Genomic DNA, 17,476 nt, shown 5'->3' with positions numbered 1-17,476 from the left:
CTTGTTAGATTTTCGCTTGGTATTACCCTTCATTGCACTCCACTTACGCTCCAAGTCGTCTTTCGACTCTTCCCGATAATTATCGGTTTCAGAATCCTGAAAGCGTGGCTTATAATTAAACTGTTTATTTTTTCTTTGATTAAACAAGTTGTCTTATATATTAAAACCTTGATAGTCTCAAAAGTACTTAAAATACTAGGAAAAAACGTTTAAGGATTCCTTAAAATTATCAACAAAAAGGATGCCACTTTAAATTGGAAGATAAATTTGAAGTCGAAGTTTGAAACTTTATTTTAACTGAATACTGAAAACTACTTCGTCTCCTTTCTAAGCTGTGCCATTTTAATTGCCGCTATGGCAGCTTCTGTACCTTTGTTACCATGTTTTCCGCCAGAACGATCTATAGATTGTTGCATGTTATTATCTGTTAGTACACAGAAAATTACTGGAATATCACCAGACAAATTCAGGTCTTTTATTCCTTGAGTAACACCTTCGCAAACAAAATCGAAATGTTTGGTTTCACCTTGTATAACACAACCTATAACAATAATAGCATCTAACATACCAGATTCGGCATAAATGCTTTTAGACATTCTGGCAGCTCCATAGGTAAGCTCAAAAGCACCTGGCACATTCCAACGTACTATGTTTTCTTTTAATGCACCACAATCTGTCAACGCATCAAATGCACCTTGCCAAAGCCCTTCTGTTATAGTGTCATTCCATTCTGAAACAACAATCCCAAACCGAAAGTCTTTCGCGTTTGGGATTGTTGCTTTATCGTAATTAGATAAATTATGATTTGCGGTAGCCATTTATTGCATTTTAGCTTCAACCATACCTATTAAAACATCAACTTGTGCAGCTTCTGTAGAGCTGTCAAATTCATTATCAATACGCTTTAAGTAATCTAAAGCTTTTTGGTTTTCTCCTAACCTAATGGCTATACGAGCAGCTTTCATTAAAAACATTGGTGTTGTATAATTATTTACGTCAGCCTTAAACGCTTTCTCGTAATAATCTAAACCATCTTTATATTGCTCTAACTGAACAAAAGCATCACCTATTGCTCCTTTAACAATTGGATCTGGAATTGAAGCATCGCTAGTAAATTCTTGAAGATGACTTATTGCTTTTTCGTAATCCTTTAGATTTAAATAAGATATACCAGCATAATAGTTTGCTAGATTTCCAGCAGGTGTACCACTGTATTCTTTAGCTATATCTACCATTCCAAATTTACCGTTACCACCATTTAAAGCCATATTATAAAGCGAATCTGATGAAACACCATTTACAGCCTCCTCAAAGTAGGTTCTAGCCTGGTACATATCGTTCATTGCCTCTTTTTGGTGTGGTTCTGCAATAAATTTGTTATAACCCATGTAGCCTAAAACTACAACTGCTATTGCTGCTATTGCTCCTACAATATATTTTTGATTTCTTAAAAACCACTCTTCTGTCTTAGAAGCTCCCTCATCTAAAGTGTTAAATACTTCTGCTGTTGTTGAATGTTCATCAACAATAACTTCCTTTTCTTTTTTAGTTTTCGGTTTATAGCCTCTTTTCTTATACGTTGCCATATCTTTCTATTAATGCGTGCGCAAAAATAAAATTTTTATTGGGATTTAAAAGCTTAATTATTTGTTATTTTTCAATAATTTGCGAGAATATTCATGTGTTGATATTTATTGTTTTTTAAAGGACACATGGAACATCTTATTATCATTTTTGCTGTGTTATTTATGATTAATCATGGATGTTTCATTACATTAAAACACCACTAAATTCAAGCAAAGGACATCTGTTTTTTATGGTTCTAAACGCATTATCTTTAGTTAATTACAAAAATTTTGAAAGTCAGGTTTTTGATTTCGATAGCAAAATAAACTGCTTTGTTGGTGCTAATGGTATTGGTAAAACAAACGCTCTAGACGCTATTTACCATTTGGCTTTTGGCAAAAGTTATTTTAATCCTGTTGCCCTACAAAACATAAAACATGGCACCGAATTTTTTGTAGTTGATGGCAATTTTAGCAAAAATGAACGCACCGAAAAAATTATTGTTTCGCTTAAAAAGGGCCAGAAAAAAATTATAAAACGCAACGGAAAAGCTTATGAAAAGTTTAGCGACCATATAGGTTTTATTCCCTTGGTTATTATATCTCCTGCTGATAGAGATTTAATTATTGAAGGTAGCGATACCAGACGAAAATTTATAGATAGTGTAATTTCGCAAAGTGACAAAGCGTATTTATCCGCACTTATCTCCTATAACAAAGTACTTTCGCAACGCAATGCACTTTTAAAATATTTTGCGCTTAACAACACCTTTAATGCAGACACACTTGCTATTTACAATGAGCAATTAAATACTTACAGCACTGAAATATTTAAAAAACGAGATGAGTTCTTAAATGTTTTTATCCCAATTTTTAAAGAACGTTACGAAGCTATAAGTCAAAGCAAGGAAGCTATAGACTTAAAATACAAAAGCGATTTGTTTGATGGTGATTTGATTGATTTACTACGAAGCAACCTCAACAAAGATAAGGCTCTGCAATACACAAGTGTTGGCACACACAAAGACGATTTGGTCTTTACAATTGATGACTTTCCGATTAAAAAATTTGGAAGTCAAGGACAACAAAAATCTTTTTTGATTGCTCTAAAATTAGCACAATTCGATTTTATAAAACAACAAAGTGGTGTCTCTCCTATTTTACTGCTCGATGATATTTTTGACAAATTGGATGAGAACAGAGTTTCACAGATTATCAGTTTAGTAGATAACGATCATTTTGGTCAGATTTTCATTAGCGATACACATGCAGACCGAACAGAAAATGTGGTTAAGCAGATTCATCAATCTTACAAAATTTTTAAACTATGAGAAAGTATAGTCTTATCCTACTAATTCTAATCTTTAGTTGTTCTAAAAATCCTGAACCATACATAGAACATCTTAACGGTTACTGGGAAATTGAAGAAGTCTCTTTAGAAAATGGTACTAAAAAGCAATATCAGTTTAACGAAACTATAGATTACATTAGTATTAATGATAGCTTACAAGGATTTAGAAAAAAACTAAAACCTGGTATTAATGACACCTATTTTGCATCAGGTGATGCTGAGAAGTTAATTGTAAAAATTGAAAATGACAGTTTAAATCTCTATTACAGAACACCTTACGCAAAGTGGAAAGAAACTGTTTTAGAAGCTTCTGAAACACATCTGAAAGTAAGTAACTCTGACAATAACATATATTTGTACAAACGTTATACTCCAATACATTTGGATGTTGAGTAAATAATGAAGCAAGACAAATGGCAAAACGAAACAACGATAACCGTCCAATAGAAGAAATCCTTAAAGAATTTGTACAAACCAACAATTTAGAAGCTGGTTTAGATAAGGTAAATATACGTGAGGCATGGGCAAATCTTATGGGAAACGGTGTTAACAACTACACAACCGCCATTGAGCTTAAACATGAAACGTTATATGTGCAGCTCAGCTCAAGCGTATTACGCGAAGAGTTAAGTTACGGAAACGAAAAAATTGTAAAAATGCTTAACGAATCTGTTGGCAAAGAGATTGTAAAGAAGTTAGTTCTTCGTTAAGAAAAATCCTTTTTAGCCTTCAGAATTATTTTGTACTTTCATAAGCAATTATACTCGCTTTATGAAATACGCTAAACTCATCATTTCCTTTATACTTACTATAGGAATTTTTTTTGTTCTCAACACCAAACTTGGCACTATTCCTCCAATAGGTAAATTCTTAAATCCCTATTCTGGTATTTGGCAAAATGAAACAACAGAAGCCACTTCAGGAAATGCTTACATTCCCGGATTAAAAGGTAAGGTAACCGTACACTATGACGAACAATTAATTCCACATGTGTTTGCGCAAAACGAAAGTGACCTATACAAAGCACAAGGTTACATAACCGCAAAACATAGATTGTGGCAAATAGAGTTTCAGACCTTTGCTGCAGCTGGACGCTTATCTGAATTTGTTGGGGAAAAAGCATTAGATTACGATCGCAGAGAACGTCGTAGAGGCATGGGTTATGGAGCAGACCAAGCCATAGCCTATATGGAAAAATACGACAAAGAAACTTTAGGTTATATACAAGATTATGCAGATGGTGTTAATGCTTACATCAGTCAATTAAAGCCAGAAGATTTTCCTGTAGAATACAAACTACTAGACTACAAACCAGAAGCTTGGACACCAAAAAAAACAGCATTATTATTAATGTATATGACCAAAATGTTGGCTGGTTATGACGTCGACCTAGAATACACCAATGCATTACGTTTACTCGGCAAAGACAATTTCGATTTATTATTTCCTGATTTCTTTGACGTTACAGATCCAATTATACCAAAAGAAACCGATTGGAGTTTTATAGATGTACCACAAACCCCTTTACCAGAGAGCCAGGCTGTTTTAGATACTATTGTAGAGACAATTGCTAAACCCAATCCAGATAATGGCAGTAATAACTGGGCGGTTTCTGGAGCTAAATCGGTAACTGGAAATCCTATATTGGCAAACGATCCACATTTAGGTCTTAACCTACCATCCATTTGGTTTGTAATGCAGCTTAGCACACCAAATCATAATGCATTCGGCGCTACAATTCCTGGAGCACTAGGTGTAATATCAGGATTTAACCAAAATATCGCTTGGGGAGAAACCAATGCAACAAGAGATGTTATTGATTGGTACAAGGTTGAATTCAACAAAGACCGAACAAAATACAAATATGACAACGAATGGAAGGATGTTTCAATTCGAGTGGAAGACATTAAAATAAAGGGAAAAGAAAACTATAAAGACACAGTACTTTACACACATCATGGTCCTGTGGTGTATGACATCAACTTTAAATCGGATAAAGAATTAGCAGGTTACGCCATGAAATGGATTGGGCACGAAGGCGGAAATAATCAAAAAACCTTTATAGAGCTTAATAAAGCAAAAAATTACGACGAATACGTACAAGCATTGCAATATTGGAATGCACCTGCTCAAAACTTTGTTTTTGCTTCAACCGAAGGAGATATTGCCTTATGGATACAAGGTAAATTTCCGAATAAATGGGAAGGACAAGGTAAATTTTTAATGGATGGCAGTAATCCTGAAAATGATTGGCAAAGCTACATACCTCAGCAATTTAATGCACATACCAAAAATCCTGATCGTGGTTTTGTAAGTTCTGCCAACCAGCATCCTGTAGATGAAAGTTATCCTTATTATGTTTTTAATGATGGTTACGAAACCTACAGAAACAGAGTTATTAATGATTACTTTAATTCAAAAGATAAATTTAGTGTTGCTGATTTTAAAAATTTACACAACAATAATTACAATCTAAAAGCTGCAGAGATTGTACCGTACATGATAGAGCACATGGACACCTCTTCACTTACAGAAGAAGAAATATCTATTTATAATGAAATAAAAGCCTGGAAATTTAATAATGATATTGATGAAGTTGGGCCAAGTATTTTTAGGCAGTGGTATGGCAAACTTTATAAGTTGGTTTGGGACGAATTTGATGTTGAAGATACTGCTTTAGACCCTCCATTCACCTATCAAACTATTTATCTTTTAAAGAATAATGGTGACAATGAGTTTATGGATATTGTTGAAACCAAAGATAAAACCGAAACCGCTAAAGATTTATTTTTAATTGCTTTTAAGGATGCTGCATCTCAATTAATTAAGATTAAAAAAGAAAAAGGTGACTACAAATGGGCTAATTATAAAGGCACCTATGTAGGCCACTTATTACAACCGTTACCTGCATTTTCAAGACTTAACATTCCAATTGGTGGAGATCGTAATATTGTTAATGCTACATCTGAAAATCATGGTCCTTCATGGCGCATGATTGTTGAAATGAGCTCACCTCCTACCGCTATTGGTATTTATCCTGGTGGACAATCTGGAAATCCAGGAAGCAAATACTACGACAACTTTATAGACGACTGGGCTTCAGGAAAATATCATCAGCTTAACTTTTTACAATCTAACCAAGCTACAGATGCTATAATTAGCACTCAAACTTTAACACCTAAAAACTAATGAAAAATAATCTCATAAACTTTTTTGCAACAATACTACTAGCATTTCTTTTATCATTTGTTTTACCTTGGTGGTCAATAATGACTGCTGCTTTAGCAACTTCATTATTTATTCCTCTTAAAAAAGCTGCTGTGTTTTTTGTGCCTTTTTTGGCCATTCTTGTGTTTTGGGGAACTTATAGTTTTATACTTAGTAGCGGAAATGATTATACACTAGCAAAACGTATTGCCGCGTTATTACCTCTTGGAGGAAACCCTTTTGTTTTAATGTTGGTTACAGGAATTGTTGGTGGTCTAGCCGCTGGTATTACTGCTGTATTTGGCAAGCAGATTGCCTTATCCTCAAAAAAATAGCAAAAAAACACCCACACTTTCGTGCAGGTGTTTCAACTAACAAAAAAACTCAAAAAAGTATCAAAATTTCTCATGATACCGATTAACTGTAATCAGCAGTTAATCTTTCTTGTTAGCAACCAATCAACCAACCTTAATTTGCTTCCCCACAAATTAAGTGTCGACCCCTAAAAATTATACGTTATAATTCCTTTTATAAAAAATGGTGTACCAGGTGTGAAATGAATCTCTTCTACTGAATCTACTTCATTTTGTAAGCGCGACTCTGTAGCAAATTGGGTTTCATTCCAGTCTACATCAAACAGATTTTCTACCATCATACCTAGTGTTATATTCTTCATTCTATAGTTAAGATTAAAATCTGTAACTGTATAACCTTCTGCCACAATAGAATTATCTTCGTTTGCTGGCCTATCATTCAAATATCTAAATCGTAATCCGCCAGAAAATCCGTTTAAATTATCTATTGATAAGCCACCTGTAAATGTAAAATCTGGTGCTAGAGGTATATAATCTTCTCCATTTGGCTCATCTATACTTCTTGCATGCGTATACGTTGCATCAGAATCTAAAAACAACCAATCATTAATCTGATATCTCAATCCTAAATCTAATCCGTAACGTCTTGTTTTACCACTTGGCTCTACAATACCTGCATCTCCTACATAAACAAATTCTTGTTCTAGGAACAAATACCAAAGTGCAGAATTAACTACTAGTTTTGGAAACGGTTTCCATATGGTTCCTATATCTGCGCCATAAGAGCGTGGTAAGATATCTTTCCCATTATTTGCAACAACTACTCTGGCATCGTTAGAGTGAAAACCTAGACCTGATTTTAAATAAAGTTGTAGATTATCTTTTGCATTATAATAGAAGTTCAACTTAGGACTAACTATTGTTTTTGTCTCAGACTTTGTTTCATAATTGGTTTGTAACGCATCGTTATACATAAACTTAAAATAGTCTAAACGTAAAGCAGGTGCTATTCTGAATTTACCAAACTCAAAATCTGCTTTTACAAAGGCATCAATATTAGTTTGATTTATATCTCCTAATTGAATATTTTCTAAAGTTGTGGTTCGGTTTAACGTTCTAGATAATTCTACATCATCAATAATATCATGTCGTAAGCCAAAACCTGATGTTAAATTTAACTCTGTACTTCCTAAAAACGTTGTGTAGTTCAATGCAGCATTTGCTCCAAAAATCTGTCTGTCTTCTTTCTGCTTTATTTGGTCACCATTTACAGGGTCTTCTAGGAAAAATGTAAAATTAGAATACAATTCAAAAGCATATTGAGAGTAGTAAGCGTTAGCTTTTAATGTTGTATTGTCTGTAATGTATTTATCATACGTCACATTTAAATTTGTTCGAGATGTTTCTCCACCTTCGGTATCATCAATAGCACCAAATCTTGTAATGTTTCCGTTATCAACTTCGCGCTGTGGTATTTGCCCAGAAGCATCCCAACGACTTGTAAAATGTGATGCTGTAAGTGTTAACTTATCGTTTTCTGGAGAGTACATTACATACTTTCCAAATAAGTTAAGACGATTAAAATTTTGAGGAGAATCAAACGGTCCATCTGTGGCTATATACTCCATTGCCATGTAGGCATTTTGATTTTTGGTGTTCCCTAACAAATCAAACAAACCTACTGTTCTTAACGTATTAAATTGACCCAGAGCCAACGACACACTGCTTTCATCTATATAATCTTTGGTTTTAAAGTTTACATAACCTGCAGTATTAAAATCTCCTTCTGAAGCATAGTAAGCTCCTTTACCAAAGTCTATTTTGTTTACCGTTTCTGGTATTACAAAGTGCAAATCACTATACCCTTGTCCGTGCGCATGAGACACAATATTTACAGGCATACCATCTACACCAATAGCTACATCTGTACCATGGTCTACATCAAACCCTCGAAGAAAAATTTGCTCTGCTTTACCTCCACCAGCATGCTGACCAATAAATAAACCTGGCACTTTTCTTAGCACTTCTTGTGAAGAATTTACTGGAGTAACATTAAGATCTAATCTGGTAATTGTGCTTACAGGATTGAGTTCTTCACGAATTACCATCTCATCCAACTGAAATACTTTTTCTTCTAAAATGATACTTAAATCGTCTGTACTTGTTACTTGTACTATAGCTGTCTTATAGCCCAAAAGTCCAACTTTTAATGAGTCTCCAGACTTAGTTTGGCTTATATAAAACACACCATTTTCTGATGTGTGTGCATGAGCTTCTGAATTTAAGTTATATACATAAGCTGCTTCGAGTGGTTGGTTAAGTTCATTTAAAACAACTCCTTTTATATTTTGTGCTTGTATACCGTAAAGACAGAAGCCTAGAAAAACGAGTACTAATTTTAAATTTTTCATAATTATAATTGGTTGATTTTAGATTCCATTGTAGGACCAAGTTCATAGAGACTGGCAACCAACTCATTCTTTAAACTTGATACAGCATCTACTTTTCCCATTGCTTTATAAATTTCTGCGATGTGATACAAAACTGTTGGTTCAAAAGTTTGTCCTTCTACATGCATCTCAATAATTTCATTTGCCTTTTCTACATTCCCTTTTTTAAAATAACCCCAAGCCAATAAATCGTATGATTGTGGTGTAGGTCTGTTTTCCACCTCAAGTTCTGCTATCTCTATAGCTCTCTCTGGCAACAACATTTCCTCCGCATATACTATAACATTATATGCATTATACATATCTCCATAATTTTTATTTCTCACCATGTCATTATAACGACCAATAGCGGCACTTTTCTTCAATTCATCCTCATTGTACTCTGCTATTTCTGCCATAAACAACTCATAATCTGGAGTGGTATAATACGTAGTTACTGAGTCTATAATTTTTTGCGCAATGATAGGATTATTTTCATAAGAAAAAGCTATCCATGCAATGCCTTTTTTGGCATAAGCATCTGTAGGGTCTAACTCTAAAGCTTTCAAGTAAAGATTATAGGATTTTTCTATATCACCTGCATGACCATAAAAGTCTGCGAGATTTGTATATGACCATTTTTTAAGACTTTTTAGATTGGAAGCTTCAGCTATAGCTTTTGCTTTTTCCATATTGATTATAGCTCCCTCCAAATTTCCTTTATGGTCTTCCCATTTAGCCAAACGAATTAAATAATCAAAATCTGAGGTGTTCTTAAAACTTTTTAAATAAGATTCCGCAGCTAAATAATTTCCTAATTCAAGATGTACATCAAAAAGCATTTTTCTTGTACCATTTAACTTATCACTATTATCTTCGGCTTGCTCCAGTAACTGTAGTGCTTCTTTAAATCGATGTTGAGAAATGTAGTTTGAAGCTAAACTTTTTAAGTATGAAGTGGTTTTTCCATTGGTAACTTCAACTGCTTGCTTTAAATCGTCTTCTGCTTTTACCAAATAATCAATATCACCTGTAGCTTCAAAAATTGAAGTATATGCTGCAGCACGTTTTACTAAATATGGATATTGATTTGGGTTTTCGCTAAGCTTATCTGTCCATTGTTCTGCGTTTGCCACAAGTGCAGATTTATCAGCTTTTTTTGAAAGGTATTCTGAATAGTGATTACTATTGGTTACTTCATTTTTACAGCTAAACATTAGTAACACTATAATGAGGGGAAGGTATTTTTTGAGTATCATGGTTTGCGAGTTTTTGTTGTTAAAAATATTCCTGAAGCAGACAAATAAACTACCTCAGGAATTGTATTCAGTATCTTACCAAGGCGAAGCCAAGTAAGGAAAAGACGTTAAAAACGCTTTGTCATTTGCATCTACATTATCATTAGATAATCCTGGATTTTCAGAGAAATCTTCACCACCAAAAATCAGTAGTAACTCAACGGTTATAACATCATCTGCTAAAGCTCTTCCTGTTAACACATTTGTACCGTCATAAAATGTTGTTGTACCATCTAAAGACACATTAAGTACATCTGTTGCTAATAAGCCCGTAAATGTGGCCGAGTCTAGACCCAAAGCATTTGTATCACCGGGATTTGCATAAGCAGGACTTAATCCTTCTAAGTTGTTTTGAAACATTGCTTGGAAAGCGGCTCCTTGATTTGAAGGCACTGTCGTGTTAAAAGCGTCCTTCATACCTGAGGATACAAATACTGTATTTACAGCTGGTCTACCCATTTGGTCTTGCTGCGCATAAGTTCCTGAGAAATCAGGACCCATTGGCTGAGAAACACCGTCATCATCATTATTACAATTAAATGCCACTAAAGACATTAGCATTGCAATAGCATAAAGTTTTATATTATTAGTTTTCATCATTGTAAATTTTAAGTTTGTTATTGTCTTCTTTTAGATTCTACCCAAGTATTTATTGTACCTGAACCACCTATCATAGATTTAGGCACCTCAACCACAACAGAAAGTACATTAGTACCTGCAAAAGTGTCTGCACCAGGATTGTTAAAACTTGTAGCATTACCTGCTATAATTTGGCTGTACTGTGCAAAATCCATAAAAAACGGATCATCTCTTGGGCCAGCAAAAGCCATCATTCCACCAGAACTTTCAACAATTGCAGATTGTCCATAAGGTGTAATGTCTACGGAAAACTGATTGGCTGCATTAGTTGCAATTGTACTGTTTAAACCTGTTTGAGAAGGAGCAGTTGGTCCAAATACATACATTTTACCATCTCTGGCAATGGCTTGGATTACCAAATCTTCTACATTGTCTCCTGTATTATCGATATTAAATTCAACTAATACGTTTTCATCAAAAGCTGCATTTTGCGAATCGCTACCAGAACCCAAAAGTCCCTGAACATTCGCTACAAAAGCTATGTTTGATGTGTTCTCACCCTGAAAGGCATAAAAATCTGTGATATCACTTGTACCACCTTGTACAGCAGGAGCATCTATATGATCTGCCGCAATAGCAACTAACGTAGCCATTCCTACAATTGCTGCTGCCATTAAAAATTTTGTTTTCTTCATAATTTGAGATTTTGTTAATTATTGCGTCTCTGTTCTACCTACGGAAAAATGAAGAAGGTGGTTTTATATTTTTTCAAAAAGCTTGAAATGTGGTTGTTTTTTGAAGATAAAAAGTATCTTTATATCATAATTGCATTGCCATGAATCCATCAGCAAAAGGCTGGATAAAAAAACTACTAAAAGACATATCAGATAACAATCTGGCAGATATAGACACCTTAGAGTTTTATAACAAACTAAGGGATACAGGTTTTATTTATGGCAGCAATATTTCCGCTTTATCGTTTGTTGACCAATCTTTTGATTTTTCTGAAGAAGAACGAAGCAAGATAAATCTGCTTTTATGTTTTTACCATACACATTTAAGTGAAGGACACAGCGAAGATACTTTTATAGACAAGCTGGTTTCCTACTATAAAAATGTTGGTGAAAATGAACGCTCTTTTTTTGAAGAACTTTTTGGCGAATCTTCTGGAGACAAGTTGTTAGAAAAGATAATTCATAAGCGTATTCATATAGATGATAATTTTATTGCTAAAAGCTTCAACTACTTCTTGGTTAATGCCTTACTTTTTATTGATGTCTTAGGGTACATTCATTTTTTAAATGGTAAAAAAGACATTGAAAATTATGTAAACAATTTAGAATCTGCCTTAGAGTCTGTGGTTATTTCTGTGATGGAAACCAAGCCAAATAAATCTGACTACGACGAAAATTTAATGAAGCTTTTTGAAAGCTCTATGCGCCAAAAAGACACAGACATTAACACTTATGATGATGTTATTAAAGCCATTAGTCATCCTTTAGAAAAGCAATATCTAGTTGACTTAGTTTGTATGGCGTCATGGAGTGATAAGGTGATAGATACCGCTGAACAAAATTTTCTGGAAAAAATGAAAAATGACCTTAATTTAGAACAGGAGGTCATTGACAAATCTATTGAATCTATAAATACATTTTATGATGAGCATAAGGAAGAAGTTGCTTTTTTAAGCTCTAAAAACCTAGCTCAAAGTTTTTACGACAATAGCAGCAAACTGGTATCTAAACTTGTTAACCGCAATAAAAAACGTCTTTTAAAGGAGCTATCGGAGAGTAAAGAAGCTATGAAATTACTCACAGCTTCAACCTATAGAACACTTAATGATGAAGAACAAAAAAAGATACAGCAACAACTACTAGATATTTTTAAATCCATACCAAGTTTAGCAATTTTTATGCTACCTGGAGGTGCTATTTTATTACCACTTTTTGTGAAAATCATTCCAAAATTATTGCCCTCTGCTTTTGATGATAATAGAATTGAAGAGGAAGACTAACCGATTACTCTAACCAGTTTTTAAAATCCTTTACACGCTCTCTAGCAACAATTATTTCTTGCTCATCAAAGTGACTGAGTTTAACCTGTAATCTAGAATTGGTATAGCTTATGATATCTTTTATAGCATTGATGTTGATGTAAAACTTTCTACTAACTCTAAAAAACACGTGTGGCTCCAATTCTTCTTCAAGCTGGTCTAAAGTTAAGTCCAACAGGTAATTTCTACCTTCGTTAGTATAAGCATAAGTACCTTTATTTTCACTATAAATACATTCAATATCTTCAATATTGATGAGCTTTAAATGTTGACCTACTTTTACCGAAAAACGCTTTTTATACTCACGTTCTATCGGATTAACTAACAGCTTTTTAATATCGTTAAAGTCTAACGTAACGGATTGCTTTTGTGGTGTTCTGCCTTTAAACTTGTTTACCGCAATTCTTAAATCGTCATCGTCAATTGGTTTTAATAAGTAGTCTATACTATTCAACTTAAAAGCTTGAAGCGCATACTCATCATAAGCCGTAGTAAAAATAACAGCTGAATTTATATCCAAGGTTTCAAAAATTTCAAAAGACAAGCCATCACTCAATTGAATATCTAAAAAGATTAAATCTGGATGTTTGTTATTTTGAAACCAACCTAAAGATTCTTCAACCGAATGCAACATGGTTTCTGCTTCTACTTCCAAAGCTTTTAGCATACGTTGCAATCTTCTTGCTGATGGTTTTTCGTCTTCTATGATGATTACATTCATTTTGTTTGGTTATTTTTTTTTGATTAGTTCGTTTTTATTCCCACATTTTGGTTTCTTCCGTCTCGTCTTTCTCTAAATAAGAAGCTATCTTTTTGTCTTCCCAGCTTTCTTTAAAAACTTTTTTTTCTCTAAAAACTTTCCATGCATGCAATACAATAGCAACGGTCCACAGAACTAAAATTGAAAGGTTGAGACTGATAATATTATTCTTATAAGCACCTTCAACAATGTAGAGATTGTACAACAACAGTGCTACAACAACTAAGTAGCCAGCAAAGTGAATGTAAAACAGTTTTAACTGTCTTACACGCTTTTTAGCGCTTAGTAATTTTTGTTCTTTAGCATTATGAGATTCCATTAACTTCTATCTTTAATTAGTAATTACTCCCAATTACGATCTTCTTTATCCATAAACTCTTGAATCTTTCGCTTTTCCCAGTCTTTACCAAAAAAGAAATCTGGCCCAAAGACTCCTATAAAGTGAAACACTAATCCTATGCCCCAAAAAACGGCTGTAGCATAAGGACCAAAACCTCTAAAACCTTGCTCTGAGTTAAGTCCTATTAACAATATTAAAAACACGTTAACAACAACATACACCGCAAAATGCCAGTAAAACCCTATTAATGAATCTACCTTTTTCTTTGCTCTTAAATATGCTTCTTCTTTTCTAAAATCTGACACCTCGTCTTTATCTTTATAAGGCTCTAAACTATATTTTTCCATCTCTTTAATTTTTTAATTTGAATCGTTAGACAATTCCTTTTTCATGTATTCTTCAATCTTGCGTTCTTCCCATTTTGCACCAAATTTATAGGACACAAAATGTAAGATTAAAAACACTCCCCAAACAGTCCAGGAACTTAATACGTCAATGGTTAAAAACTCATCAACAAAACTGTCCCAGCTATTAAAATCTCCCCAAACTTTTACTACCGTAAGTATTGTGTTTACCAAAAAGTATATTATAAGGTGTGTGTAAAACCCTTTCTCTTTTTCAACGCGACGTTTGGCTTTTATATAATTTAAATTCTGATCTTTCATAACTTTCAATTTTAATTCCAACGATCTTTTTCATCCTCTTCACGCATGTATTCTTCAATTTTGCGTTGTTCCCACTTAGACCCTAAGGCTCCGTTATCTATATATACGCGATAGGCTTGAAACACTAAACTAATTCCCCATCCAAATACCGGAAACCAGAACCATTGAATGGTATGTTGCGAATATTTATACCAAATGAAGATTAAAAATGGTATAACAAAAACATACGATATTAAACTATAGTAGAAAGCTTTAAGCTCATCTACACGCTTGCGAGCTCTCACATAGTCGTCATTAAGACGCTCTTTTGATTTTTGTGCTGTTCTCATGATTGATACTTGTTTTGTGAGCATCGGAATTGCAACTGCAAAATCCTTCTCTCTTTGATTGATGTAAACTTTTCGTTCTGTAAGAAGCTGATAACGTTGTTTTATGTTTTCTAAACCAACACCACTACTCTTCTTTACAATTTGTTTTGGCTGAAGATTATTCATCACTACTAAGTGATTTCCGTCTTCATAAATTTTTATATGCAATGGCTTACTCGAGGTTACCATATTGTGTTTTACAGCATTTTCTAACAATAATTGTAGCGATAATGGCACAACTTTACTTTCAGGATTTGAAGCCTTGTCTGGTATTTCAAAAATGATGCTGTCCTCAAATCGCATTTTTAAAAGCGACATGTATGTTCGAGCAAAATTCAATTCCTCATCTACTGTTACTAATTCTTTATTTTTTTGCTCTAAAACATAGCGATACACTTTAGATAATGCTGTTGTAAACTTCTGTGCACTATCTGGGTTCTCTTCAATTAAACTGGTTAATACATTAAGACTATTAAACAGAAAATGTGGATCTAACTGATTTTTTAAGGCATCAAACTTGGCACTGGCTGCACCTGCAATAACCTTTTGTTCTTTTATTTTATTTTTCTGAAAACGGTTGTAGAAGTATATAACATAAAACACTGTTACAATAGTTAGTGTAATCCACAACCCAAAAGAATAGCCATACCAGGTTTCGGTTTCCAAAAAGTGGTCTAGCGTATCACCAAAGATTATTACTTCAACTAATACCCTAAGCACAAAAATGGTTATCAACGTTACAACTGTGCTGCTAAATATGCCTATCACAAAGCGTTTGATACTATCGTAGGTTTTGTAGCTGCGTTTCTTTAAATATTCAAAAACCAGAGTATTTACATAGCTAATTACAAAAGTATAGAGCTGGTATATGCCAAAGTAGATTAAAAACTGATTAACATTTTTAAAATCAAACCCTGTAGTCATGTAAGATCCAATAACGAAAACTATACATCCAATAAAAAAGGTGGTTAAAATATTTTTAATTGACGTTGACATAAATATTAAAATAATTTACTCTTTACACTCAGCTAATACTTGCTCTGCACGCTCTCTTCCCCAATTAGGATGAAAATCGCTCTCTGGCTTAAAGGTATCAAAAAGTTCTATTGAAGCTTCAATTTCTTTGCAGAATGGTTCTGTATCCTGACCAAAATATTTAGCGCTTCCCATTCCCCAATCTGCCTTACATAATGCTGCTCTCGGATTCGTTGGGTCTAACTTCACTGCTTTAGCATACAGTTCGGCAACCTTGCCAGCATACTTCATACCATAAGTTGCACCATCGTAAGCTACCCAATTGGTATATACTTGGGCTTGCATTACCAACAATTCTGCATTGTCTTCGCTTCTAGCCATTGCAATGTCTAAATGCTCTTGCGCTTTGTCTAACTGTGCTTTTAAAACGGTTTCGTCTTTTTCATTCCAGCTTTTTAGGCTGTTCATTTGTGCAATGTAGTAGTTTGGTAGCCATTCTTTGTCTTCCGCTTTCGAAATACGTTCAAACATATTTTCGGCTTCATCCCATTTACCTGATTCCCAAAGTTCAAAAGCTTTGGTCATTCCTTTTTCAAAATTGGTTTGTGCTGTAGACTGATGTCCTATTAAACTTAAAACCAATATTACTGCGATTTTTACTAACGTGTTCATGATGTTTTGATTGATGTTTTATGATTACGGTACAAATATCCTTCGCAACACTAGCTTTTGAAAAGAAGATTTACCGAATTGTAGAAATTTGAAGATGAAATGTATTTTTCTGTATTTCATGGGAGAAAAGTTTATCTGTCAAATACTTTTTATAACTTGATAGCTAACAAGTTAAACCATAATTAATAGATTAAGTCATCATAAATAACATATATTATTATGGCAGATGAAATTAAAAATATGTTGCTTATAGAATATCAAGAACTTTCTACAAGCATGAGAAGCCTTATGGGTTATAGATTAACCATTTTAGGCTTTTGTTTTACCATAATCGGTGTTCTTTTTCCTCATATCATTAGCTCTGAGTTTTATGAGAGGTTTATTTTTGAAGCCTGCCTTTTATTTATAGTATTGGCTCTTATAAAAACCATGTCTTCTATTACAAGACATTTAATTGTATACGGTATAAGGCTAAAAGAAATTGAGAGTTCTTTTATTAGTGGTGGGTTTTGGTGTAAATGGGGAAGTTATTTAAGGAAAAGCCCTGAAGATAGTAAGACAAAGACTATATCCATAATCTTGTATATCCTAAACTCTATAATTTTAGTTTTTATTCTATTTTTTAATATTATAATTTGTTTCAATATAGGTGATGTAGAGAAGGAATTTACAATCTTAATCTTTACATTAATTTATACAGCAGGTTTTATCTACAATTTCTTTGAAATATACAGAAAACTAAGTCTTACAACACAATGGGATGACGTTAAAAAAAAGTGGGATGCTCTGAATGATAAACAACCTGAAAACATAGTATCAGACAAAAAATAAATTCCCTTTAAAATTCAGTAACTTAGAGAGCAGTTTTACTACTAACTAAATAGTTAACAACAAAACCAA

19 protein-coding genes are annotated in these 17,476 nt (G+C 33.6%); 7 read left to right on the top strand and 12 right to left on the bottom strand.

What is annotated here, in order from left to right:
* Positions 1–311: 311 nt before the first annotated feature.
* Both ribH and MST30_RS10270 read right to left on the bottom strand, forming a co-directional pair.
* Entirely contained in the window at positions 312–818 is a 507-nt protein-coding gene (gene ribH, locus MST30_RS10275; RefSeq protein ID WP_243471321.1) for a 6,7-dimethyl-8-ribityllumazine synthase, read from the bottom strand.
* Entirely contained in the window at positions 819–1,586 is a 768-nt protein-coding gene (locus tag MST30_RS10270) for a tetratricopeptide repeat protein (RefSeq protein WP_243471320.1), read from the bottom strand.
* A gap of 230 nt (positions 1,587–1,816) precedes the next feature.
* Between MST30_RS10270 and recF the strand changes: the two genes are divergently transcribed.
* From recF to MST30_RS10245, 5 genes are all read left to right on the top strand, one after another.
* Positions 1,817–2,896: a DNA replication/repair protein RecF gene (gene recF, locus MST30_RS10265; protein WP_243471319.1), complete on the top strand. Its 1,080-nt coding sequence runs from the start codon at positions 1,817–1,819 to the stop codon at positions 2,894–2,896.
* A complete protein-coding gene (locus MST30_RS10260) occupies positions 2,893–3,312 on the top strand; it encodes a lipocalin family protein (RefSeq protein WP_243471318.1) in 420 nt (139 codons plus the stop codon). Before recF ends, MST30_RS10260 begins: the two co-directional genes overlap by 4 nt.
* A gap of 17 nt (positions 3,313–3,329) precedes the next feature.
* Positions 3,330–3,626, top strand: coding sequence for a DciA family protein (locus MST30_RS10255; RefSeq protein ID WP_243471317.1), 297 nt, complete (start codon positions 3,330–3,332; stop codon positions 3,624–3,626).
* Between the two features lie 61 nt (positions 3,627–3,687).
* A complete protein-coding gene (locus MST30_RS10250; protein WP_243471316.1) occupies positions 3,688–6,105 on the top strand; it encodes a penicillin acylase family protein in 2,418 nt (805 codons plus the stop codon).
* Positions 6,105–6,458 carry a hypothetical protein gene (locus MST30_RS10245; RefSeq protein ID WP_243471315.1) on the top strand — a complete coding sequence of 118 codons (354 nt, stop codon included), beginning with the start codon at positions 6,105–6,107 and terminating at the stop codon, positions 6,456–6,458. The genes MST30_RS10250 and MST30_RS10245 overlap by 1 nt, the downstream gene beginning before the upstream one ends.
* Before the next feature lie 167 nt (positions 6,459–6,625).
* On the opposite strand, the gene MST30_RS10240 is transcribed toward MST30_RS10245, so the two are convergent.
* The 4 genes from MST30_RS10240 to MST30_RS10225 all read right to left on the bottom strand — a co-directional run bounded on the left by MST30_RS10240 (position 6,626) and on the right by MST30_RS10225 (position 11,438).
* The gene (locus tag MST30_RS10240; protein ID WP_243471314.1) at positions 6,626–8,848 is read right to left on the bottom strand and encodes a TonB-dependent receptor; all 2,223 of its coding nucleotides are present in this window, start codon (positions 8,846–8,848) and stop codon (positions 6,626–6,628) included.
* A 2-nt stretch (positions 8,849–8,850) separates the two neighbouring features.
* Complete coding sequence (locus MST30_RS10235; protein ID WP_243471313.1) at positions 8,851–10,083, bottom strand: tetratricopeptide repeat protein; 1,233 nt, start codon at positions 10,081–10,083, stop codon at positions 8,851–8,853.
* A 117-nt stretch (positions 10,084–10,200) separates the two neighbouring features.
* Entirely contained in the window at positions 10,201–10,719 is a 519-nt protein-coding gene (locus tag MST30_RS10230) for a DUF4331 family protein (protein ID WP_431107696.1), read from the bottom strand.
* Positions 10,720–10,781: 62 nt separating this feature from the next.
* On the bottom strand, positions 10,782–11,438 hold the full coding sequence (locus MST30_RS10225) for a DUF4331 family protein (protein WP_243471311.1): 657 nt from the start codon (positions 11,436–11,438) through the stop codon (positions 10,782–10,784).
* A 140-nt stretch (positions 11,439–11,578) separates the two neighbouring features.
* On the opposite strand from MST30_RS10225, the gene MST30_RS10220 reads away from it, so the two are divergent.
* On the top strand, positions 11,579–12,757 hold the full coding sequence (locus MST30_RS10220) for an LETM1-related biofilm-associated protein (RefSeq protein WP_243471310.1): 1,179 nt from the start codon (positions 11,579–11,581) through the stop codon (positions 12,755–12,757).
* Between the two features lie 4 nt (positions 12,758–12,761).
* Here the strand turns inward: MST30_RS10220 and MST30_RS10215 are convergent, their stop codons facing one another.
* From MST30_RS10215 to MST30_RS10190, 6 genes are read right to left on the bottom strand one after another with little or no spacing between them, the layout of a single operon-like run.
* Entirely contained in the window at positions 12,762–13,517 is a 756-nt protein-coding gene (locus tag MST30_RS10215) for a LytR/AlgR family response regulator transcription factor (RefSeq protein ID WP_243471309.1), read from the bottom strand.
* A gap of 34 nt (positions 13,518–13,551) precedes the next feature.
* Positions 13,552–13,875, bottom strand: coding sequence for a 2TM domain-containing protein (locus MST30_RS10210; protein WP_243471308.1), 324 nt, complete (start codon positions 13,873–13,875; stop codon positions 13,552–13,554).
* Between the two features lie 23 nt (positions 13,876–13,898).
* Positions 13,899–14,243: a 2TM domain-containing protein gene (locus tag MST30_RS10205; RefSeq protein ID WP_243471307.1), complete on the bottom strand. Its 345-nt coding sequence runs from the start codon at positions 14,241–14,243 to the stop codon at positions 13,899–13,901.
* Positions 14,244–14,255: 12 nt separating this feature from the next.
* Entirely contained in the window at positions 14,256–14,561 is a 306-nt protein-coding gene (locus MST30_RS10200) for a 2TM domain-containing protein (protein ID WP_243471306.1), read from the bottom strand.
* Between the two features lie 11 nt (positions 14,562–14,572).
* Positions 14,573–15,925, bottom strand: a complete 1,353-nt coding sequence (locus MST30_RS10195) for a histidine kinase (RefSeq protein WP_243471305.1) — start codon at positions 15,923–15,925, stop codon at positions 14,573–14,575.
* 15 nt (positions 15,926–15,940) lie between these two features.
* A complete protein-coding gene (locus MST30_RS10190) occupies positions 15,941–16,576 on the bottom strand; it encodes a tetratricopeptide repeat protein (protein WP_243471304.1) in 636 nt (211 codons plus the stop codon).
* Positions 16,577–16,795: 219 nt separating this feature from the next.
* On the opposite strand from MST30_RS10190, the gene MST30_RS10185 reads away from it, so the two are divergent.
* The gene (locus tag MST30_RS10185; protein WP_243471303.1) at positions 16,796–17,407 is read left to right on the top strand and encodes a hypothetical protein; all 612 of its coding nucleotides are present in this window, start codon (positions 16,796–16,798) and stop codon (positions 17,405–17,407) included.
* Positions 17,408–17,476 lie beyond the last annotated feature (69 nt).

The sequence above is a fragment of the Winogradskyella sp. MH6 genome (genome assembly GCF_022810765.1).
Taxonomy (GTDB): Bacteria; Bacteroidota; Bacteroidia; order Flavobacteriales; family Flavobacteriaceae; genus Winogradskyella.
The sequence above is the reverse complement of the archived record's forward strand: the minus strand, read 5'-3'. Positions and strand labels throughout refer to the sequence as shown.